A 22,805-nucleotide genomic window follows, 5' to 3' on the forward strand; every position below is an offset into this window, starting at 1 on the left:
TAAGCAGTTAGATGTAAAGCCTCAAAACTTAATCTGAAAGCCTGAAGCTTTACATATCATATTCAACCATATGAAATATGGACTATATTGCTTCTTTGAGGCTGGCGTAATAGGTTATATCGTTTGGCGATTCTATCAACCTTGGGTTTTATCTGACGTTTTACGCCTTCAATACCTAGCTTGCTGTGTTTGGCTAAATCATTAAAATCACTGAATTGCCTGGGGTTTAATGATTGTTCACCTGGTGCAAAGGTTGGTAAAACAATAAAGCCATTGACAGCGTCGGCGGCTTCACCAGCTTTTTCTTTACCGGGGTTGATACCCTTCGATAACTCCAGATGCTTGTCATCATCAGCTGCCAGGATAACTGGAGTATGCGGGTATTTTTTATGCAATGCTTTAGCTACTGCTTTAAGGTTCCCTGAATCAAAAGCGGAAACTACAGCAGGCAGCTCACATGCTTCTTTTATTGTTGCAGCAGTAGCATAACCTTCAGCAATTATAATTACAGGTGCATCAGAAAGTTTGTCCATACCGCCCAGAACATGAAAGCAGCCCTCTTTTTTTGAGTCTTTTGCAAATCGCTTAGTGCCATCTTCAGAAATATATTGGACAGTCCAAATGCTACCTTCGCAATCTGTTGCTGGAATACAGGTTAGTTTTCTTTCTTCATCAGTATATATGCCAGAATGAACTTGAATACCTTTGTTCTGCATATAAGGTGTGGGTTCTACAACCTCTATCATCATAGATAATTTTTGCTTGAGTCTTAGTGCAGTACTTTTTTGCTTAACTTCAAGCTCACGTTGTCGAGTTTGTTGATGTTCAAGTGCCTCTGCTTTGAGTGTTGCCTTCTGTTCATCAGTTAAAATGTAACCCTTACATTTCCAATTAAGCTCAGCACCAGTTCGATTATTTTTAATATATCCAGCCGGAATGCCATCTAAATGGGCTACATAAAATCCTGCCTTTTCACCGTTTTTATCACCCTCTGTGACTATGCGATGAGGTTTACCATCCATAATTGGATGCCCACCTGAAACAATAGCACCAAGGCTCATCAATGCAGCCTTAAATTCATCTTCAGGTATAAGTGCTTTATCCTGGGCCTGGGTTAGTATTTGATTTTCAGGAAGCCAGGCTTTGATTTTCTCAACAGGAACACCAGGATTTGCATACCAACATTTTCGAACTTTATCCCAGGCAATACCTGGTGTTCCATCAGAGAGTTTTCCTATTGTGGATTTGGCTATCTCTTTTTGTTTGAAGGGGATGCTTAACCAGACCTTTTCAGAAGTGGTGTTTTCAGACGCCATAAAGACTTCCTCTTTTGGTTGATCATCCTTGATTTCAATAAGTTCTGTCAGCTGAATGTCTTGGGTTTGCTCTAAGGCGCAGAGGTGATTAATTATTTTCTCTGCATCTGCGGATGCTCTGAATATTTCTAAGGGCTCATCTTCCAAAACACGAATCCATGATTTGATATATGCAGTGTGTTGCGAGGGATCATGACCTATACCAAGTTCTGCACCTAACAGCATGCTTGCAATTTCTGCTCGTAATTCTTCTTTAGCATAGGCATCTGAACCAAAAGGATGACCTAAATCTCTATCCAGTCTTGAAGGATGACCACTCCAATGTCCAAGCTCATGCAGGGCAGTGGCATAGTAGTTCGCTGCGGATTTAAATTGCTCTTTCGGTGGAAGATGAATGCTATCAGTCGATAACCTGTAAAAAGCTCTGTCTGCTTCAGAATGCTCAATGTTAGCGCCAGAGTTATGTAACAGTTTTTCTGCTCTTTCAATTAAGGACCAATCAGGCTCTTTTGCAATAAGCTCTGGCATATTATCAATTTGCGAAGCATGAAATACCGTTGCATAAAACACCTTAGGTCGTTCAATATTCACCTGCACTTTTAATGGGTTACCATGCTCATCGAGCACAGGTTTTCCAGCATCATCGAGTTTGGTTTGTTCCTCATGAAATTTCCAATATTGGATTGTGGTGCCTTTTTCTCCCTTGCGAACTTGCGCATCCATACTTTGTGCTTGCTTGTAGGTTAACCAACGATTGTCATCATTTTGGTTCAGCATTAAATACAATGCATTAATTCCGCGATAACGCTTTCCGGTGATCGGATTATAAGGAACTTGACCATTGCCTATGCCTGGCTCCCATGGTTTCAACCAGGGAGTAGTTCCTGCTTTCAGGCTTTCAATAATTTGATTGGCAACAACTTGATGGTAGGGCATTTTAGTCATACATGGCCTCCATCGCATCTTCTTCATTGAGTGCATCTTCAAAAAATGCGCCCATGATGTCAGCTTCTATCGGACTGACTTCAGCTAGAAAGCCAGGGATTACTAAATCCTCGTATTTTTCTGAAATCAAATCCATTAACTCGGTTTCATGACTCATGTAGTTTTCTCCCATTTATTAATTACCCATATGGGTGTGATCATTCCTTTGATTTGTCTTGTGTGAACAAGACCATAATATCGACCATCAAATGACCATTCGCTTTGGCTGGTCATAGTCATCACTTCATCTTTTTGGAGTTGGTAATTCATTACCTGCCATTGGGGTAAGGCGCGTTTCATCCCATCTTGAACTTTTGGTTTTGAATAGGGTATTAGCATTTGATTTACAAAAACCCCTTCATTGGTCACAGAGAGGATATCGCCAGATACCGCAACCACTTTTTTCATTAAATAACCATATCCGCCACAATAAAGACCGTGGTCTATATAGTCTCTATTCCTTGCTAACCTAAATGACTCTCTGTTATCAGGACAAAAAATCACATAAGTATTTTTGATAGGGGCTGCGCTGGTAATGCGATATAAACCTATTGGAATGGATTCAGTCAGGTTTATCCTAAAACCCATGCCATGAAATAGTGCGGCTAAAACAATAAGGCTTATCAAAAATATAGAGATGATGACTGACAGTTTTTTCATAACCTGATGACCTCATCCTCACTTAAACGAGTATGTAAAATATCTGAGTGAACAGGAGCCTCAACGGATGCTCTTGCCTTGAATATGGGATCTTTATAATAAAGGGGTTGTTTACCATAAATAGCAGGGAAGCCCGCTGCATAAACAACCATATCCCCAGCTTCAACAATCAAACCATTGGCATCTTTTTTAGGCCCTGGCATGCGCAGACACTCATCAACCGTTAAAAGTGGTCTTGATATTTCCTGAACTGTTTTTGATATTTGATTTAAGAACGTAGAAAAACGTTTACCGCTGGTGGTGATGTGTTCTTTAACAATTGTTGTTTGACCTGTCAGCTTCGAAAGATGTTCTGCGGTTTCAACTCTGTTGGGAGGATAGGCATTTTGGATATGACAATTTGAAGTGATGGTTTCATCGGGGCCATAGCCTCGTTCACGGCTTTTAAGCTGATTAATGTCCTGACAAATTAAGTAAAACTTTAAACCATAACTTGCAACAAAGGCTAATGACTCTTGTAGAATATCGAGTTTTCCAAGGCTTGGAAATTCATCAATCATGCAAAGCAGTCTATGCTTATATGTTTTTTTAGCACTTACATAAGATAACCCTTTGTCATCAGACACACGCTCAAATTCCATTCTGTCGGCCAATAGCCTCACTATCATATTAATCATGACTCTAACCAGAGGTTGAAGCCTAGCCTTGTCATTAGGTTGAGTAACAATATAGAGACTCACAGGATTTTCATGATTCATCAAATCGCGGATGCAAAAATCTGAGGCAGAGACGTTATGTGCTACCACTGGATCTCGATATAACGCTAAATAAGATTTTAAAGTAGATAATACAGAGCCTGCTTCTTCTTCGGGTCGGTCTATCATGTCACGCGCAGAGGCCGAAATAACAGGATGGGTTTTGCCTTCAATATGTGGGTATTGCGTCATTTCAATGAGCAGGTCAGCAATATTAATATTGGGATCAACCAACATGCGGTCAATGTTGGGAAATGTGGCTGGTTCTCCTTGGGTTTTCAGTTTATAAATCGCATGCAGAATAAAACCAACCAAAAGGGCTTGAGAGGTTTTTTGCCAGTGCGTCTCCAACCCCTTACCATCGGGATCAACCACAAGCGTTGCCAAATTTTGCACATCACCCACCTCTGATTCTGTACCCACTCTGATTTCATCCAGAGGGTTCCAGCGTGCGCTTCCTTTTAACGTTGCAGGTTCAAATCGAATGACTTTATTGACGGCATGTTTCTGCCTCCATCCAGAGGTCATTGCCCAGAGCTCGCCTTTTAAATCGGTAATAACACAGGAATGTTTCCACGAGAGAAGGGTTGGAATCACAAGGCCAACACCTTTCCCTGAGCGCGTTGGTGCATAAGTTAAAACATGCTCAGGCCCATTATGGCGTAGATAATGAATTTCTCCTTTGTCATCTTCAAACGCGCCAATATAAACTCCTTCATCATGTCCAATAAGGCTTGCACTGTTTAAGTCCTCCCAATTAGCCCACCTGGCTGAACCATGGAGGTAATCACTCACATCGTTCTTTTTAAAATACTTGGAAGCCAACACGATCATCATTAAAAAGAGACAACCCATCATAACGATGAGACCAAAGGCAGCATTAAAAGAATCTGGGTAATTGGATTGATATTTAATAGCCCAGATAAAAATCTGCCAAGGCATATAAATATGGGCGAATGAAGCCCCTAGGGCATCAGCATAGTGAAATTGATGCGCAAAAAACTGTGTGCCAATTTGGATGCTGATTAAGAAAGAACAAACCACTAACAAGACTAAGGTTTTATTTAACTTGCCGTGATTTTTTTCTCTGACTTGAGGACCTATGGCTTTATTAGGCTTGTTTGGGCTCATTGGCTCTCTCCAGATGCCTTTTGGTTTACAAATTGACTCACCTCATCTGATGTCTCAAATTCTGAACTAAGACTACCCGCAGGTGTGCCCATGGATAAAATATTTTGCGCGTTGGATTCTTGCGTTTCAGAAGTGGATGAATTCGCCTTGTTTTGGATTGCTTCGGCAATTTTTCCACCCGTTGTGTCAGCGATTTTTTCAGCAATTGATTCTTTAATCGTGTTCGCTTTCTCACGAGCAACATCCATAGTGCCTGAGGCTAAATGTGATCCAAAAGAGCCTGCAAATTTGGCAGCTGTTCCCATAGCTTCAGCTAAACCACCAGTTTTGGAGCCTTTATCCATTCCAGACAGTGTACTTGTGTCACCAGAATTGGTTGATTGACTGGCTGCTTTAAACGCGGCATTAAGTGCGGATAATCCACCACCACTTTGGGCAAGTGCACTGCCTGCTGCACCTGCCATGGCAGCACCTGCAATTCCTGCGGCTCCCATAGCCCCACCAAGACCTAGTCCACCGCCACCGCCAGAGCCACCTCCTGACACAATGCCAGCTAAAGCAGGTGGAATTTTATCAATAAGAACCAGCAACAGTACGGCAACAACCAGCATGACAAACATTTCTTTGAGCATTATGTTTTCAGACATCGCTGCGTAATATTGATCTACAAAAGATTTACCGATACCAATAATCAAAATCATGGCAAAAGCTTGTAATGCAATACCCAACACAGTTTTGTAGTAGTTAATCGCAATATCCTGCGTCCAACGGCCACCACCAAACCCTAATAAAACAATGCCACCATAAGTTAAGATCCAGGCGGTGATTAAGATAATGAGCATGTTTATACTGACTAAAGCTAGAATAATCAGAATAACCCCTGCAACGATCAAACCAACTGTAGTTGCTGCAGGGGACCAGATAGATGAGCTGTCTATAGCTTTTGAGACAATATCAAACCCAACATCCACAATATCAGAAGGAGAGACATGCTCATTAATTCCAGAAGCCTTTGCCGCAAGTTGCCGCATGGAGTCTATGATTGCCTTAGCAATTGCAGGTCCATTGTCTAAAATCCAATAGAAAAAACCGACAACTACAAAAAAACGTACCGTTTCGCTCAAGAATTCTTGAATGTCTGCTTTCCGCAATGCCATCAAGCCGTAAGTCCATACCATACTGATTAATGCCAAAGACCAGAAAAGATATCTGGCGTAACTCAACATGGTTTTACTCCAGAGCGCAGAAGTGCTGGCAAAACGCTGCAAAATATTATCCAGTAAGTCACGACTATCCATGCCATGCCCTTTGGCATGGCAGCAAGCAGAAAACCCAAATAAACCAAACGCAATTACATAGGGAATTATTTTTTTATTCATAGCATTACCACGTCTGTCCAGAGCTTTTGGAATAACTTCCCCCTCGGAAACACGCATCACCAATAGCTTGTAGTTCTTCTTGAGTTCGACCCTCTCTTGAGCTGCCGCAGGTGAGTGTTGCCAAGTGCTCAGCCTTTTTATGAGCCTTGGTTTCAGCACTGCCGCAACCTGACAGAACACATGTAATAACCATAATTGATAAACATAACATCTTCATTTTCCTCTCCTTTTTATGATGGATTACCATTTTTTTCCTGAGCTTTTATGGTATTTACCTGATCTAAACTGTTCATCCCCTGCAGTCTGTATCGCTTCCTTGTTAGCACTCGCTGCATCTTTGACCGCCTGAGCATTCTGCTGTGCTAATAACACGCCTCGGATTTGAAGCAATTGATGGGATTGATTACTAGCTAATTGAGAAGCGGCTTGAAGAGCCTGTTTTTGGCCTGCAGCATTTTGTGCTTGAGATTGCAAAGTACGCAGCTTTGCAGAATCATTTTTTAAGCTCTGTTGTTGTTTATCAATCCCCTTAAGCATGGCATCATTCGAGCGCTTTTCAGCAACAGAAGCTGCTAATCTGCTTTGTTTGATTTTTTTAAGTTCTTCAGGAGAACATTGCCCATTGCCATTAAAACAAGGGGTCTTTTGATAGTATTCCTGACTTTGGAATCGGTCCAGGTACCCTTGGAGGCTGCCAGCTTCCTGCTTGTAATAATCAATGGTATCAGTCGATTCAAGTAAATTATTAATAACTGAGTTAGCATTATCCCATTCAAAGGAAGTGAGTGACTTCGTGTTTTCCAACATATTTCGATACTGATCCATCTGATTTTTGTATTGATCGACTTGCGTTTTATACTCGCTAATCTGAGTTGCAATCATTTTTCCATTTTGAATCCAATTCGCAACGTCAAACACAGGTGCACCACTTGCGAATACTGGCAAAACAGAGAAATAAATAATCATGGATTTAAATTTCATAATGTTCTCCTTCATTAATAAGCAAATTGCCTATAAGGCTGTTTAAACGTTAAGTCCTTCACCACGATGATATTGAAACGATAACCTGGGCGAACATTGATGGTGGGAGACACATTCAGGTTTTTTGAAACCAGTTGCGAAGTGACCTCGCCCAACTGTTGCCCTAAAGCCTGACTCATCACGCTGCCAGCTGTGGGCTGGGCGTAACCCAATTGGTTAGATTGATTGGTATTTTGGCTATAAGTAATACCAGCAATAATGCCTGACATTAAAAGCGCTGAACCATAAATTCGCGCATAATGATGATCTACCTGATCGCGAAACCCACCATATCCAGCACTATCAGCACCTGGCATAGAGCCGATATCCAGAGCTTTACTGTCTGGAAACACCAAACGTTGCCATGCCACTAATACGGAAGACTGACCAAAAGGGACATCACTGGAATAAAGCCCCAATATCTTGGTGCCTTGGGGTATCAAAAGATATTTTCCGGTAGCGGTGTCATATACGTTTTGTGATACTTGAGCGATAATTTGACCTGGTAATTCTGAAGAAATACCACTAATCATTACCCCTGGAATCACGCTGCCAGCTCTTAGTTCGTATCGACTGTTTGGATTTTGCAGCGTTGAATTTAAATGCCAGCGCATTTCATTTTCCTCACCACCTAATGTTTGTGGCATAGGTTTGGCCTGTCTTCCTTGTAATAATGCGAGCTGCTCTTTAAACGTTGATGAAGGGTCGATGTTTAATGTCATCTCATTGCTATTCATGGACGTTTTGGTAGTGTCGCGATTATTCAATCGTGGGTTATCGACCATTACGGATGACTTAGCTTTTACAGCCTCTTCAAATTCTTGAGTTTTTTCCTGACGAATACGTTCGATTTCAGCTTCAGATACCTCTTGTGTCAGAGTATCTTCTTGATGAGAAAGTTGTTCAGGAATGGGCAAAGGACCTGCTTCATTATTAGCTATCGTGTCACTCTGGGGAGGAATCACTGCTGTTTTATGATTTCCTACCACATCATTGGCAAGGCTCATGGTATTTTTTCTATGGGTTTTAACCTGTACATTGTCTTGCGGCTGGTTTTGCGCATTAGCTCGTTTATTGGCAACTAATGCGATGAGCACCACAAAAAGTGTTAAAATACCAATTGCAATCATGAGTGGCACATTATTTACTCGTTTTACACCTGTGGTTTCAAGCTTTTTTGGTGAATTGTCTGGTGACAAATAATCATTATTTCGATTCATTGTTCTTACTCCTTATGAGTCCATGCGCTGACAGGAATGATATTTTCATTGTTTTTTGCATACAGACGGCTCAATGTTTGTATTCCTACAAAAAGGCTTACTCGATAGCTTTGAGGTTTAAGCTCATCAAGCACGTAGAAAAAATTAGCTTTATTCTTAGGGCATTGATTTTCATTGATGCCATAACCCTTTTTTCTCAAGTTTTGAATAAGACTTAAGCCAAAGCCATCGTTGACTGCCTGACCAATACAAAATGTATTTTGAGCAGGTGGATAGACTCGGGTTAATTGAGTGGCTGCATCTGCCGCCAAATAAGCATCTTTGCCCCGAGACATTTGAGTGAAATTGCCATAACGCATGCTGGCACAGCTTGATAACAAGACGGCAACCAATAAAACACTTAATTCTTTCATCTTCAGCACCTTGTAATCGTAATTTTTTCTTGAGAGGAACCGCTGCCGATAACCAATATGGCTTTATCAAAAACACCATCCACTATGTAACGACAACCCTGAAGGCGATAATTGACCATCACGGACTCTGATTTTTTAAATAGTCCTCGACCTCTTAAAACTAGCAGCGCAGGTGCTTCACTTTGAGCCATGGTTCTTGGCATCTCAATAATCGTTTTGACACCATTGTTATAAACTCTAACTGGCTTAAATCGGGCATTGCCTTGAATTCGATAATTGAAGTTAAGATCGCCTAGATATTCATTGGTTTCTGGTAAGGTATCTACTTTTCGTCTTTCAGCCTGAATGCGTTGTAGTGACTGCCATTTGGCTTTTGCCTCATCAGGATAAGTAAATGAAATGTAAGGCATAAATTCGGTTCTATCTGACTTTAATCTAAAGTGATACGTTCTTCTGTCTGTGGTGACTACCAAAGAAGAATCAAGTCCTACATCTTTAGGTTTTATGAGCAGATGGATTTGTTGCATGCTACCTGCTCCTGTGATGGATGGTTCAACGACAAAGCGTGGGTCACCAACGTTCATGTCATTAAATTGCTCTCCTGGTTGGAGGGCAATATCACACACTTGTAAAGGCGCACAAACTACCCTGATTTGCCCTGATCCATAAATAAAACTGACTGAACCATCAGCGGATGCAAAGGGTTTACTTGTTTTTTCTCCTTTTTGTGTACGCTCTGCAATATCTAAACCTTGTTTTTCCTGACTCGATAGCTTGGGCACAGTATCCGAAAAATAATGCTCGGCTAGAATGGTGTTATCCAATGCAAAACTTGTGAGCGGTGTTAATAAACAAAATAGCTGCATTATTCTTTTCATTGCTGTTCTCCATGCTTTAATTCGTAGGACCAGTTAAAATCACGCACATAAATCAGGTGGGGATTTTTCAAAATGGACTCACTGGTGGCATCATTGATTTCATTCTCCTGATACATCGTAATCATCGCTTTCATCATGCGAGGCTTTTCTTTAAGCGATCCATCACGATTTCTCACCGTTTCAATCCAGTCGACTTGCCAAGTCTCATCCGACTCTTGAAGTACTGAGCGAATGTCTATGCTCACAATCTCAAAGGCCGCTCTTTCAAAGGGATTAGATTGCTGTTTGTCGCTGTAGAACTCTTGAATCTTAGCTAAAGCCGCATCATTGGCATTTAAATAGGAATACACCTGAAAAACCGCTTTCTTTTGCAGTTCTGCATCAAGACTTACCATGCGAACGTTTTCAATGAAATGCGCTGCTGCAGCACGATAATCATCGATGCTTGCTTCACCAACCTTATCAGCACGGGTAACAGATAAGGTATTGCCATTGGCATCTTGTTGAAACACCAAAGGGATAAATTTGGATTGGCTACCTATCGTGATGAGCCCACCAACAGCCGCCAATGCGATTAACAGGCTACCTAATCCCACCAATTGCCAAACTTGTAGTGATTTCATAAGTCCTGCGGTATGAACATTCCAAGCGCGTCTGGCGTTGAGGTAGGGGTTATTCGTTATACTTTTTTTCATGCTGCTTCTCCGTACTGAGCCAAATGAATACCTTTTTCTGAAAGCCATTGAGAGACCCACTCATCTTCATACTTCGACTCTAATTGCTTCATACGCGCAATCGAATCGGGATCTGTTGCACCTACAAATGCTAAGGCATAAGGGCCTAATGCCAATTGATAAAGGCGCTGCCCTTTTTCACTGACATAGTAGTAATCACGTTTAGGTTGAGCAGATGCTATGATGTCTATCTGGCGTGGATTTAAACCCATGCGCTCATAAATGAGGCGGGTTTCAGGATCTCTTGCATACAGATTTGGTAAAAAGATTTTGGTGGCGGTTGATTCAACAATAATATCTAAGATTCCAGAGTTGGATGCATGGGATAAATGTTGGGTTGCCATAAACACCACACAGTTTTTCTTAGCCATGGAATCAAGCCATTCAGCAATCTTGTTTTTAAACACAGGATGCGCCAGCATAAGCCAGGCTTCATCAAGCAGGATTAGAGTGGGGCGGCCATCTAATGAGGTTTCAATACGTCTAAAGAGGTAAAGCAAAACAGGCAAGGCAAACTTCTCACCCAAACCCATTAAATGCTCAATTTCAAATGTCATAAAGGAAGACAAACCAAGCCCATCACTTTCTGCATCCAATAAATGTCCCATTAACCCATCTATGGTGTACTGCTTTAATGTTTCTCGAATGGGTTCATCTTGAATGGTCATCACAAATTCAGATATGGTTTTAGAGCCACTTTGGTGCATGCTTAAAATGGCATGGCCGATTTCATTGCGCTGAGCTGGTGTGGTATTCAAACCATTCAAAGCTAGAATTGTATCAATCCACTCCATAGCCCAAGCCCGATCTGCTTTAGTTTCTAAAAACTGCAAGGGCGCAAAGGCAAGGTGTGAATCTTTACCTGCGATGGTGAAATGCTCCCCGCCTGTTGCTTTACAGGTTGGATACATAGACATGCCTTTATCAAAAGAATAAATACGGGCATCTTTATATCGACGCCAGGATAATGCTAATAAACCAAGATGAGTTGATTTACCAGAGCGTGTGGGACCAAACATTATGCCATGGCCTAAGTCTCTGACATGAAGATTCAAACGAAATGGTGCGTTACCGCTGGTGACACAGTGCAGCAAAGGCGGTGATTGAGGAGGAAATAGTGGGCAAGGCGCTTTATTTTCACCAGTCCAAATGCTAGATGTTGGCAACAAGTCCGCCAGATTCATGGTATTCATTAGAGGTCGTCTGATGTTTTCAACACCATGGCCTGGTAGGCTGCCCATGTAGGCATCCATGGTATTAATGGTTTCTGTCCGTGCGCTAAAGCCTAAAGCGTTGATATTCTTTTCGATAAATAGAGCAGCGTTCTCAACGTTCGCTCTATCCTCATCCATTAATACAACGACAGATGTATAGTAGCCTTGACCCACCATTCCTGAATTGGTTTCGGCAATGGCTGCTTGCGCGTCATTAACCATGCTGAGCGCATCTTCATCAACGATACCAGAGCTGGTATTAAACATTTGGTCAAAAAAGCCTCTGACCTTTTGTTTCCACTTTTTACGGAACTTAGTGAAATGAGCTACAGCTTCATGCGGATCCATGAATATGAAGCGAGAGTTCCAGCGATATTCCACAGGCAGTTGGGTCAACAGCGTTAAAATACCTGGGTAAGATTCCATGGGGAATCCTTCAATAGCAACACATTGAATGAACTTTCGGCCAATTTTGGGTGTTATACCTGGAATTAATTCCTGACCGCCTATGAGTGCATCCAGATAAATTGGATTTTTAGGCAGATTAACGGGATGGTTAATTCCCGTGACACAATATTGGATGTGTCTTAAAAAGTTATCTTGAGTGACTTTATGGTTTTCATTGTTCAATATTTCTGAACCCAACCTTTCGAGGTGAAGTGCAGCACTCATACGAGACTCAAAGTTTCTGCACGATTGCTTGAAGGTTTCAATCAGTTGATGGGTTTTTGCTTTATGGTTTAATTTTTCCCCTGAATCATCAAACATCAACTCAACAAAACGTTTTTGCGCCAATACAGGTGGATACCAGGTTAGTGTGATAACAAAATAACCTTCATACAATGACCCTATACTTTCAAAGTACTGTCTTCTTTCTTCATCAACAGCTTTTGATACAACATCGGGAAAGTATGAAGCACTCTGCTCACTGTAACCAGGAGCAGCCCGCCTTATAGCATCGACATGAATCATCCAGCCATTACCCAATGAGGACATTGCCTGATTGATTCGAAAAGCCATCATTTCACGGGCTTCATCTGTAGTGTTGGCTATGTCTTCACCCTGATACAACCAGGCTGCCATAAAAGAGCCATTTTTACCTACAATAACACCATCATCGACTACTGCTGCGTAATTCAGTAAATCAACCAGTCCAGCTGTATGACTTCGATGTCTTCTGACATGGTGCTTACGGTTTTTCATTTGTGTGGCGTGAAACAATGTACCTAACAACAAAAGCCCAGTAATACTGATTAAAAAGGTAATGAATCCAATCATAGATAACTCCCTTTATTATTACGAAAAGGGGTAGAACGTGCTGGATAATAAGCCTGATAGCCTCTTTGTCTCAGATAGACCGCTCTCATATAGGGATCAGCTTTTGCCATGAGCCTTAGACCTTTTAGGGATAAAAACCAAAGGGCAAAGCCAAAAAGTGCAGCAAGCCAATCCTGAGCTGCAAATATCAAGATTGCTGAGAGTAAACCTGAAAACATAACCAGCTCGCGATCAACACCCATGAAAAGGCTTGGGCGGTTACCACATCTGCGTATAGGAATGGTACGGAGGCTCATAGCTGCGACTCCATAGCGCCCGTTAAAACTGAGGGTTTAGCAATTTCAGCTCCCTTGCCTGTAATCGCTGTCATGGTATTTTGTGCAGCAACCAGGAATGAAAGCACCAACACAATAAAGAGAAGGGTTCGCAAAAAACCATTCATTTCACCACCAAAAATCAGCGTGGCTCCTGCGCCAACTAAACCAATAATTGCAGCAGTAAAGGCAAATGGGCCAGTAATCGATTTTTGTATTTTGGTTAGATAGGAGTCAAAAGGTAAACCTCCACCTGCACTAGAAGCACATGCAGGATCTGTTATAAATAGAAGCAATAAAACAATCGCTCCCAACATCCATAGACTTCGATAATTTATATTGACTGCTTGGTTCATACCTATTCTCCTTAAATAAGTTGTTCGATGTTGAAATGACCGTTTTCATATCCTTTAACTGATATGATTTCTTCAACTCTGCGTCCTTGCGGGGTTCTTGCGATATGCACCACACAATGAACCGTCTCACCAATCAAAGGTTCAATTTCAGTAGGCGCTGCGGGGTTACGGGTAATGAGTGATTTCAAACGATGAAGTCCTGCAAGACAGTTATTGGCATGCAAAGTAGCAGCACCACCCTCATGCCCGGTATTCCAGGCATCGAGTAAATCCAGTGCTTCACTTCCTCTAACTTCACCAACAAGGATTCGGTCTGGCCGCATCCTAAGAGTGGTTTTTAAAAGCTGGGTCATATTGACATCAATAGTGGTGTGATATTGAACGCAGTTCTCAGCGGCGCATTGAATTTCACCAGTATCTTCAATTATGAAGACGCGCTCGGATGGTGAACTACGAACCATTTCATTGATAATGGCGTTCACTAATGTAGTTTTCCCAGAACCCGTGCCACCAATAACTAGAATGTTTCGATGTGCAATAACAGCTTTTTTAATCACTGCACATTGTGCTTCCGTCATAATTTCTGATTTTACGTAGTCGTCCAGTGTAAAAACCGAAATGGCTTTTTTACGAATTGCAAATGTTGGCTTTGAGACCACTGGTGGCAGCTGCCCTGCAAAACGTGATCCATCCAGTGGCAGCTCACCTTCCAGTATCGGATTAAAACGGGTTATTTCCTTACCATGAAAGCCTGCAACAGTTTTAATGATGGATTCAGCACGAGCGTCATTGATACTACCTATACAACGCATTGTTTCACCAAGACGTTCCTGCCAAAGTTTGCCATCTGCATTGAGCATAATTTCAACGGTTTTAGGATCACTTAGCGCCTGTTCAATCATGCCACCCAAATCACGCCTTAGCTTTTCACGGGCGCGGTCTTTAACCGTTATTCCTTGTTCTTCTTGTGCTTTCATACGAATAATCCTCGATGTTTTTAAGCTGACTTCAAGCTGTGTTTGAATTTGCTAATTAAACGGTCAACAATGCTTTCCTTATTGGAAGGACAGTCGCTGAACCATTGATCTTTTTGGCGTTCTCGATAAATACGTCTTTGGATTTCATCACGGTGAACAGGGATCGATTGAGGGGCATCGAAAGCAAGGCGAACTTCACCATCACGATAACCCACTACAGTGCAGTAAACTTCCTCACTGATAACAACGGACTCCCCAACTTTTCTTGTTAAAACCAACATATTGCTTCTCCTTCTATTATTTAAATAAATAGGCTTTGCACTGCCTGATATTCTCTTCAACCACTTCTTTGCTGGCTGGTTGGTGTTTCTCTGGTGCGATGTCAAAAGAATTTCGCCTTTTGATATCGCGACAAAAGCCAATCATTTGCGGTAGGGTAGGAGGCATTTCGCAATGATCACGGCAATCAATAATGACCTGATTCAAAATCTCATCACTGAATTGATTTAGGCCCTCCAGCCACTCCTTCTTGGCAAACTCTAAAAATCCATCACTCTTGAACTGACTGCGCCACAAATGCCCATAGAAAACTGCAAAGCGTGTAAACAGGTTTTCAATACACTTTTTTCTACTGTCGGTAGCATTGCAGGTTGATGACGTTTGATTGCTGATATTCGTCTTCACCGCTGATTGCTGTATCTCCTGCTTCTGGGTTCCAGAATGGATCAATGGCTCCGCTCTTAGTATTTGTGCCGCACTTCTCATTCCTTTTCTCCTGCGTTAATTCGACTTTGACTTCATCTTCCCAACATTTTTGAGACAACCAATTGGCTGGAAATTTCCATGCTGGAACCCATTCCCCATGGGCCTCTTTTGTTGTACGGGTTTTGATTTGTTGATCTAGGGCTTGCAGCATGCTTTGCAGCAAAGGCTCATCTGGATTGATTTGTTTAAAGATTTCAAAGGCACGTTCACGTGACTTTTTCTCGGGGTACATACGCCAGAAATGGTCGAAGCGTTGTAATAAATAAATATAATTATTTTCTTTTATTAGAGGTGTGTCGGCTTTTAGGATTTCATCTGTGTCGGCTTTTGCTCCTACACCCTCAGAATACCCTGTATTTATAGGGAGTTTCGCATGCGGCTTTGTGTCGGCTTGCTGTGTCGGGTTTGTGCCGGGTTTATTTTGGACACAATAATTGATATCCGCTAAAAGACATTTTAAAATAAGATGTTTATCGAAAGACTGAATGACAATAAGTCCTGAGCGTTCAAGCCCTTTAACGGCTCTTCGAATTTGCTGACGGCTAGGATTTCCAGATTCTGTAATGCCTTGATGGGGTTCAATATAAAGCACCTCAGCCAGCGATTGGTAACTAATACGTCGCTTAATCCCTACTATGAAAGTATTGCGATCCATGTAGGGTCGAATCCCTCTTAAGTAAGTAATTTGCTGGATATATGAAAGCCCACAGAGCGCATCCAATTCCTTGTCATTCACTGTAAAGTACATAAATAATCCGTTATTCCTTAACTAAAAGTCTTAGCGCCCTAGGAAACTTGTGGTACCATTTTGAGAACTTAAGACGTTAAATAGCTCTCAATGAGCTTAACTACTCAAAACGAGTATTTTATAGATCTCAAAATAACACAAATTGAGTTATAGTCAATATATAAATGGATTAATTTATTAACCAAACACCGTGGAATAGGTATGAACATCAAAGAGAAAATTGGCCAAAGAATCATGAATGAAAGAAAGGCCAAAGGATTGACTAGAAAAGCATTGGCTGAGTTGACCAGTGAGCTGAAAATTTCACGTATTAATAATTATGAAAGAGGGGACCGTACCCCTGGCCCAACAGAAATTAAATTGTTGGCAGATGCACTAGAAGTTTCAGCTTCTTATTTGATGTGTTTAACTGATAACCGTGAAGGGAAGATGACAAAATCTCTTGGCATGGGTGCATTGATTCCTGTCTTAGATTACAAACAAGCTATTGATCCGGCTGTTTTCATCCAGAAAATTAAAGAAGATGTTGATAATAAAGTTGAATTTATTCCTGTCAGTACAGCTGTTAGTGATAGCATTGGAAAAAATGCTTTTGCGCTGCATATTAAGGATGAAAGCATGATGCCAGAGTTTCGGATTAATGATGTCCTCATTGTAGATCCTGATACTAGTCCTAAGCCTGGCGATTTTATAGTGGCTTTGATTGAAGGAGAGCAGGAAGTCATTGTTCGTAAGTATAAGCAATTATCTGTCGCTAAAGAAGTACGGGAATTTGAGTTGATTGCTCTTAATGAGGACTGGGCTGACATTCGTGTTGGTTCCAACGAAATGCAGGCCCAGATTATTGGATGCGGGGTTGGTTTAGTTCGAGAGTTAAGAGATTAATTATCCACCACGGTGATAATTTGATCGTCAATAATCTCGATTCACCTCTATTCCTCATCAAACTCAGAACTACTAAACCGCAGTACATTACAATTTTCTGTTATCGTGCGCTGAAGTGCTTCATCAAAACCATCCTTAGACTTAGCTTGAATTTCTACGGATATTGAAACTTCAACACCAAGTTTGGCAGTGAACTGCTGCACCACTTCGTCAACGATGGTGGCGAATTCCATTTTGGCTTTCACAGGGTCTAGCTCAATATTGCCGTAAAACTGTCTTTTTACTGCAGTTTGGATAGGTGGTGGCATTGATGTAGATTTACTCGGTAACTGTTGTGGATGAAAACCACTAGTTGTTCCTGCTACACCGGTGGTCAAAGGAGTCGGTTTGCCTCCGGTAGATTGTATAAGCTCGGGTTGGGGTACGGGTTTAGTACGCTCGCGATATTCAGCGGCGGCTTCACGCTCAATCAGCAATGAAGATTCGTCCAATGTTGGCATGGAGTCACAACCAAAAATAAAACCTAAATAACGGTCGCCATCTTTTCCGGAGGCAAAGCCAAAGTAATCCTCACTATTCAAACCTGAGGTGATGGCATTTTTGAATACCTGATCATTGACCAGGCGAGGTAAGTAAAGATAATGGCAGCTGTCTTGCCATACTTTTAATGCGCTCACGTCTTTGACGCCATCTTTAAAATACCATTTCTGTAGAGTGTTACGCAGGTGAATAGGACTCCACTCAGAAGTCAACCACTCTTCTTCACGTAGCGTATTTTCAATTTCAGCGATCAGATTTTGTGTCGCAGGTGATACAGAAACTGCCTCCCATGTTAATTCTGGTTTACCACGCACGAAATCTTCAACTGGGCAGATAATCCACTTATATGTTTCGCGTACAATTTGCTGTAAGCTTTGTTCAGCCACTTCCGCATTGCGTATAGCTTGTTTAGACAGCGATACCGTTAAGTCCAGTTTTCCGTCTGTTACATCTGACACTATGCTTTTCCAAGCAAGGTATGTTTTTCCCGCATCATTTAAACGACTGACAACATCATAATCTGCGGCAAAGAAAATAAGGCGGTTTTGTTTTTGTCGAGGCTGATCACCACGATTGCGAAGTATTTCTTCAGCAGCTTCGTAAGTAAGTCTTGCATCACCACGGCTATAGGCTGCGCTGGGTGGCAACACAACTAAACGTGGGCCAAGGGCATAGTCGTCCGGTATATCAATGGATGGCGTGAATACATGAATCCCGCCAAAACAGTGATTACGGCCAAATATACGAGCGACACTCTCCTTTAATAAAGGGTGCAATTCTTGTTGCTGATTTATATTTTGTTTGCGACTTTCCATCTCACGACGCAGGTTTGGTCGTGTGTCCAAATAGTAACGTTCTTGCTCTGAGTATAAGTAGTGCAAACGGTCGCGTAAGCGTTTTAGCACATCCTCAAAAACGCCGATTGTTTGCCGAGGTTGGACACAACCCAATAAGATGTGTTCTTGGTTGAGTCCTTTAACACCTTGTGCTGCATTTGAAGGCGCACTACCCAAAAAAATGGTTCGCATTGCACGACGTGCCGCTTGCACACTACCAAATCGCGTATCATGTCCATCAATGTCAGCAGGTTCTGAACGCGGCCCATCCACTTCTTTTTCCAGCACGGGTTCCCATCCTTGAGGCAGGTAGTGAATGCTCTTGTTACGCACATTGCTGTCATCTAGGGGGATAGAGCCAGGCATAATCAATGCATCTTTATTGTCTGAATTCCAAAGGCGATGAATGACAATCGCCATGTACTGCAAGACACCACGGGTGCGTTGGAACTTATCAAGTGTCGACCAATCTTCATATAGACGATCAAACACCTCAGGATGAATAGGATAAGATTGACAAAGACGTTCAAAGTAAACATTTGATTGAGTTTCTAGGGGAAATTTATCGCTGTGGGTGCGATAAAAATCTGAAAACTGACGGCTAATGCCCTCGATTTCTGCTCTCTCACCGGCTGATTCAAATAACCGTCTACGTACAATCTCAAAGGCCTCTGTGCTGGCAACAGGTTTCCAAATTGACTCAACACGGGCAAAGTATTTTTCTAAAGATTCCAGCGAACGCTGACCCATTATACCCCCTACTTCCAACTCGGATTCTGGCAATGAAGCTAAAAGAATGGCGTTAGGTACGGTTTTCATCGCTTCAGTGAGCGCCTGAATAAATGAAATATTGCTATCAAAGGTACCGGCTTTAAATTGTTTACCCAATTCCAGCTGACGAATGAAAGCAACTAACTCGTCAATCAAAATAACGCAAGGCGCGGCTTTTTCAATCAGCTGGCGTAACACCTCTTTTCCAGGAGAGGTACCATCAGCATCGCTTTGTGCAACCATGGCGTAACCTTCTTCACCTAACAATTGCCATGCGAGTTCGCCCCACAAGGTATTCACTACAAGTTTCTGGTTTCCTGTGCCATGTTGTTGTGGCTGGCTAGGGGATAGTTTGATGCCATCGATCACCGCTACTTTGGCGCTGGGCAAATCTTGAATACCAGCTTTATCTAATATTGGTGGAATGCCTAGCAGTCTATCGGTGCTCACTTGGCGAGATGCCAAGTGTAAAACTGCTAACATGGTATGGGTTTTACCACCACCAAAGGCAGTTTGTAGCTGAATGACCGGGTCGCCGCCTTGGCCCACTAAGCGCTGGGCCACCGAAATCAACAATAAACGCATACCTTCGGTAATAAAGGTACGGGAGAAGAATTTCTCGGCATCTTGGTATTCATCTGTCGCGGTACCAGAAGCCACTTGAGAAATATCTGCTGCAAACTCAGATTGCTTAAAAGTGCCTTCTAATACGTCTTTGTGAGGCCGGGCAATTTCACGCCATGGTTTTAAACTCATTCTTTTTTCCCCTAAAATTCTAATTCAAGTCCTAGCTGGGTACCGCGATGGCCAACTACGTGTGAAGCAGCTATAATGGCATGCCAGGAACCTATCAATTCGTTATAGGCGCGGGCTTCTTCTGCCCACTTTTTGCGTTCGCACAGCGTATACAAGTGATAAGCCAATTGGCGTATTTGTTCACCTTTCTCAGGCATACGTGCAAGTAGAGCTCCAGCACTGTCTTCACCGTTTTGATTCATCTCACGAATCATGTGGTGACAAGCTTCCCATATAGGCATGTGGTTATCTGTTTTAGGGTCCCAGTCGGTAGGGTATTCATTCCATTTTAGTAACCTTACTTTTCCTGAGCCTGACTTAATCACACCAGACGCATTTACTCTAGGTAGGGAAGTGCCTTTTGCTTGCGCAAGTATATCTGCATCCCCAAAATTACCTGCTGACCAACCTACACTGGTGAACCAGTCTATACAAAAGCCTGTATCAGCATCCTCTGAACCAACACCGCCTAATATTTCATCTTTGGTCTTATTAATGATTTTGAGTGCATCATGCACACTCATTGATGTACCATCTTGGTTTAGAACTGCCTCATATTTCGAATAGATAGCCATGCCAGGCCCAATCGCAGATTGCGCTATATCCACTGGTTTAACAACAGACTGACCAAGAGTCCCCCCCATCATGGCATCTAATGCTTCTGGCAGTTGAGAACGAAGCTCTCGCTGGAATTCCCGTCGAGAAATTGTTCCAGAGCCCGTTTCTCGCCGATGACAAACTAGAACAATCGATGAAGCCAACGCGTTAAAATTCTTCTTCAGATTTCCAGTTAACTCAGTACGAACTGGCCATGTGCCTGAGATAACAAAACCTGCACGAATCACTGCTTCCAAAAATGTTTCCCAACCAGTGGAAGATGTACCGGATTCATTTGTTTCGGACGAGCGGAATGCATAATAAATGGTTACTGGAAACGCAGGATGAGAGTTGACAGCAATTTGATGCATGACATCTGTCATACCTTTCATGAAAAATTTCTCAGCGTTTTCTCGTCCTCCATGACGCTTTTGGTCAGCTACCAGCTCCTCGTGCTTAGGCACTAACATCGTAGAGTAAGTATCGGGTAGAAAATTTTTTAAACTACGACGTAGCCAGACATAGAAGAAGTCTGAGAGATCCGCATAAGGTATATTGTCATAATACGGTGGATCTGTAGATATCACTTGATTCTTGTAATCAGCAGACTGAGCGTCTTTTTGAAATGCAACACCCTCTTTTCCTTCTGCGGGGAGAGTCGCAATGGAGTTTGCTAAGTATTCAATTTGTCCGTAAAAATTTCCAGATGAATTGCTAAAAGGGTTTCCTTCAGCTGTATCCCAAATCATGGGTAAAGCGTGTCGAGCAAAAACTTGCTGTATCTTTTCAGCACTGTTTTCCCAGAAAGTATTTGTTGACTGACGGTTAGCTAATCGGCTAATTCCTAAACCGAGGTAAATGCATATTGCATCAGCATAGGCAGTTGCTCCGTATCCCCCCTCATTGAGTGTGGTGTTGTCATCTTCCATCCCTGCTTTTAATGCATCAGCATGTATCAGCTTATGCATTTCAGTAAGCTTTTCAGCAAATGTATTCAGAGCTAATGTCTGACGATCCATAAATAGATCAGCCACAACTGAAGGACCATAATTGGTCACACTCATGTACTGAGGGTGGGTAGACAATGGAAAATCTGGTCGCCAGTTAGGTTTGGCAGACAAACCTATCTCTTCTTGTTCGGGTGTTGCCTCTGCATAAAGTCTACCTTTTTTTCCTTCAGCCACTATACCCAATAGCTTCCAACCCATACGACCAGCTTTGCCTTCAGCTTTGACGTAATCTGCCGTAATTGGGCTGCCAGTTAAGATGCAGGTAAAGTTCGCTCCTCTTGCTGACTTTGTGCCGGATTTTATTTCTTCCGGTTTTTCAGGGATTCCTCGGTGAAGTTCAAATTTATACTCAAGGCCATCAACCATGGGCTTGATATACACTTCTTTTCCTTTTTTCTTGCACAGCCAGAACGTTGATACCAATGGAACATGTTTTCCTTGCGCTGCTGGATTGGGGCTAGCAACTGTTCTCCCCCAAAGCCAGGCTATAACCGTTGCATCTTCTCCACCAAAGCTTTCATGTACTTTTAATTTCGGATAATAATCTCCAATTGCCTCAAAGGCTTTATCTGATAAAACTTTTGCATAGCGTCTCACATCTTCAGCAAGACCCGTTGCTAATTTCCAATCCTGAATTGGTATTGTTTTTTGATTCTCTAATTCTGGACCGATAGGTGGTTGATTGGCAAAACGTGGTGGAATCTCAATCATTGCTTTATTGATTGTGACAGCTACAGGGTTTAAATCTGTAGAAATGGGCTTAAGGCCAAGTCGCTGTGCTTCAACAGGTATTGTACCACCTCCTGAAAAGGGATCGTGAAATTCTGGCAAAACATCCGGATCAAAACCGAATTTACCTTCATTAAGTTCACAGGTTTCTTTCCAACTTTTAACAATTTCTTGGCGTGCACGATCAAGTAGCTCTTCATTATTGAGGTTTTCCCATTTCACCATTTCGCGGATAATCTCGAATAACCTTTCACGTTCTAAGTCTGCTTGTTTTTTAGTTTTACCCTTGTACCAGCCTCGGTCACCTCCCGGATCGTTTACCAGTTGTGCAAATAAAATAGCGCGAGCAGTAGCTAGAGGACGACGAGCCCACCACAAATGCAAGGTTGATGGATGACCTTTTCGAATTGATTTTTCACGAGTCGCTTGCTCGTTAATATCATCAAGCGGCAAGGCTACCTCAATCAATTTCTTTGGAATCTTTATTTTGCTCATTATCT

At 42.1% G+C, this 22,805-nt stretch carries 21 protein-coding genes; 1 reads left to right on the plus strand and 20 read right to left on the minus strand.

Annotation, left to right across the window (positions count from 1 at the left end; genetic code table 11):
• Window positions 1-62 precede the first annotated feature (62 nt).
• The 18 genes from Ljam_RS12850 to Ljam_RS12935 are packed head-to-tail and all read right to left on the minus strand — an operon-like array spanning window position 63 to window position 16,142.
• A complete protein-coding gene (locus Ljam_RS12850; protein ID WP_058450397.1) occupies window positions 63-2,261 on the minus strand; it encodes a zincin-like metallopeptidase domain-containing protein in 2,199 nt (732 codons plus the stop codon).
• A complete protein-coding gene (locus tag Ljam_RS15375) occupies window positions 2,254-2,418 on the minus strand; it encodes a hypothetical protein (RefSeq protein WP_058450398.1) in 165 nt (54 codons plus the stop codon). The genes Ljam_RS12850 and Ljam_RS15375 overlap by 8 nt, the downstream gene beginning before the upstream one ends.
• Window positions 2,415-2,960 (minus strand): conjugative transfer signal peptidase TraF, encoded by a 546-nt coding sequence (traF, locus tag Ljam_RS12860; RefSeq protein ID WP_058450399.1) that lies wholly within the window; start codon window positions 2,958-2,960, stop codon window positions 2,415-2,417. The genes Ljam_RS15375 and traF overlap by 4 nt, the downstream gene beginning before the upstream one ends.
• Window positions 2,957-4,846, minus strand: coding sequence for a type IV secretory system conjugative DNA transfer family protein (locus Ljam_RS12865; RefSeq protein WP_058450400.1), 1,890 nt, complete (start codon window positions 4,844-4,846; stop codon window positions 2,957-2,959). The genes traF and Ljam_RS12865 overlap by 4 nt, the downstream gene beginning before the upstream one ends.
• Complete coding sequence (gene trbL / locus Ljam_RS12870) at window positions 4,843-6,225, minus strand: P-type conjugative transfer protein TrbL (protein ID WP_058450401.1); 1,383 nt, start codon at window positions 6,223-6,225, stop codon at window positions 4,843-4,845. Before trbL ends, Ljam_RS12865 begins: the two co-directional genes overlap by 4 nt.
• 4 nt (window positions 6,226-6,229) lie before the next feature.
• On the minus strand, window positions 6,230-6,442 hold the full coding sequence (locus tag Ljam_RS12875) for a hypothetical protein (protein ID WP_058450828.1): 213 nt from the start codon (window positions 6,440-6,442) through the stop codon (window positions 6,230-6,232).
• A 23-nt stretch (window positions 6,443-6,465) separates the two neighbouring features.
• Entirely contained in the window at window positions 6,466-7,206 is a 741-nt protein-coding gene (trbJ, locus tag Ljam_RS12880; protein WP_058450402.1) for a P-type conjugative transfer protein TrbJ, read from the minus strand.
• Window positions 7,207-7,220: 14 nt separating this feature from the next.
• The gene (locus Ljam_RS12885) at window positions 7,221-8,465 is read right to left on the minus strand and encodes a TrbI/VirB10 family protein (RefSeq protein ID WP_058450403.1); all 1,245 of its coding nucleotides are present in this window, start codon (window positions 8,463-8,465) and stop codon (window positions 7,221-7,223) included.
• A gap of 5 nt (window positions 8,466-8,470) precedes the next feature.
• Window positions 8,471-8,878, minus strand: coding sequence for a conjugal transfer protein TrbH (locus Ljam_RS12890; protein ID WP_058450404.1), 408 nt, complete (start codon window positions 8,876-8,878; stop codon window positions 8,471-8,473).
• 2 nt (window positions 8,879-8,880) lie between these two features.
• A complete protein-coding gene (gene trbG, locus Ljam_RS12895; RefSeq protein ID WP_042234474.1) occupies window positions 8,881-9,756 on the minus strand; it encodes a P-type conjugative transfer protein TrbG in 876 nt (291 codons plus the stop codon).
• The gene (locus Ljam_RS12900) at window positions 9,753-10,451 is read right to left on the minus strand and encodes a conjugal transfer protein TrbF (protein ID WP_042234472.1); all 699 of its coding nucleotides are present in this window, start codon (window positions 10,449-10,451) and stop codon (window positions 9,753-9,755) included. Before Ljam_RS12900 ends, trbG begins: the two co-directional genes overlap by 4 nt.
• On the minus strand, window positions 10,448-12,982 hold the full coding sequence (locus Ljam_RS12905) for a VirB4 family type IV secretion/conjugal transfer ATPase (protein WP_058450405.1): 2,535 nt from the start codon (window positions 12,980-12,982) through the stop codon (window positions 10,448-10,450). Before Ljam_RS12905 ends, Ljam_RS12900 begins: the two co-directional genes overlap by 4 nt.
• Entirely contained in the window at window positions 12,979-13,278 is a 300-nt protein-coding gene (locus Ljam_RS12910; protein WP_058450406.1) for a conjugal transfer protein TrbD, read from the minus strand. The genes Ljam_RS12905 and Ljam_RS12910 overlap by 4 nt, the downstream gene beginning before the upstream one ends.
• Window positions 13,275-13,652 carry a TrbC/VirB2 family protein gene (locus Ljam_RS12915; RefSeq protein WP_058450407.1) on the minus strand — a complete coding sequence of 126 codons (378 nt, stop codon included), beginning with the start codon at window positions 13,650-13,652 and terminating at the stop codon, window positions 13,275-13,277. Before Ljam_RS12915 ends, Ljam_RS12910 begins: the two co-directional genes overlap by 4 nt.
• A gap of 11 nt (window positions 13,653-13,663) precedes the next feature.
• Window positions 13,664-14,629 (minus strand): P-type conjugative transfer ATPase TrbB, encoded by a 966-nt coding sequence (trbB, locus tag Ljam_RS12920; RefSeq protein ID WP_058450408.1) that lies wholly within the window; start codon window positions 14,627-14,629, stop codon window positions 13,664-13,666.
• A 20-nt stretch (window positions 14,630-14,649) separates the two neighbouring features.
• On the minus strand, window positions 14,650-14,910 hold the full coding sequence (gene csrA / locus Ljam_RS12925) for a carbon storage regulator CsrA (RefSeq protein ID WP_042754971.1): 261 nt from the start codon (window positions 14,908-14,910) through the stop codon (window positions 14,650-14,652).
• 16 nt (window positions 14,911-14,926) lie between these two features.
• Entirely contained in the window at window positions 14,927-15,238 is a 312-nt protein-coding gene (locus tag Ljam_RS12930; protein WP_058450829.1) for a hypothetical protein, read from the minus strand.
• A 19-nt stretch (window positions 15,239-15,257) separates the two neighbouring features.
• On the minus strand, window positions 15,258-16,142 hold the full coding sequence (locus tag Ljam_RS12935) for a hypothetical protein (protein ID WP_058450409.1): 885 nt from the start codon (window positions 16,140-16,142) through the stop codon (window positions 15,258-15,260).
• A 201-nt stretch (window positions 16,143-16,343) separates the two neighbouring features.
• On the opposite strand from Ljam_RS12935, the gene Ljam_RS12940 reads away from it, so the two are divergent.
• On the plus strand, window positions 16,344-17,027 hold the full coding sequence (locus Ljam_RS12940) for a helix-turn-helix domain-containing protein (protein WP_058450410.1): 684 nt from the start codon (window positions 16,344-16,346) through the stop codon (window positions 17,025-17,027).
• A 47-nt stretch (window positions 17,028-17,074) separates the two neighbouring features.
• On the opposite strand, the gene Ljam_RS12945 is transcribed toward Ljam_RS12940, so the two are convergent.
• Window positions 17,075-19,759, minus strand: coding sequence for an ATP-binding protein (locus Ljam_RS12945; protein ID WP_202967569.1), 2,685 nt, complete (start codon window positions 19,757-19,759; stop codon window positions 17,075-17,077).
• Between the two features lie 182 nt (window positions 19,760-19,941).
• A complete protein-coding gene (locus Ljam_RS12950; protein WP_058450412.1) occupies window positions 19,942-22,800 on the minus strand; it encodes a DUF1156 domain-containing protein in 2,859 nt (952 codons plus the stop codon).
• Window positions 22,801-22,805 lie beyond the last annotated feature (5 nt).

Origin of the sequence: Legionella jamestowniensis (genome assembly GCF_001467745.1) — a bacterium.
In the GTDB taxonomy this organism is placed as follows: domain Bacteria; phylum Pseudomonadota; class Gammaproteobacteria; order Legionellales; family Legionellaceae; genus Tatlockia; species Tatlockia jamestowniensis.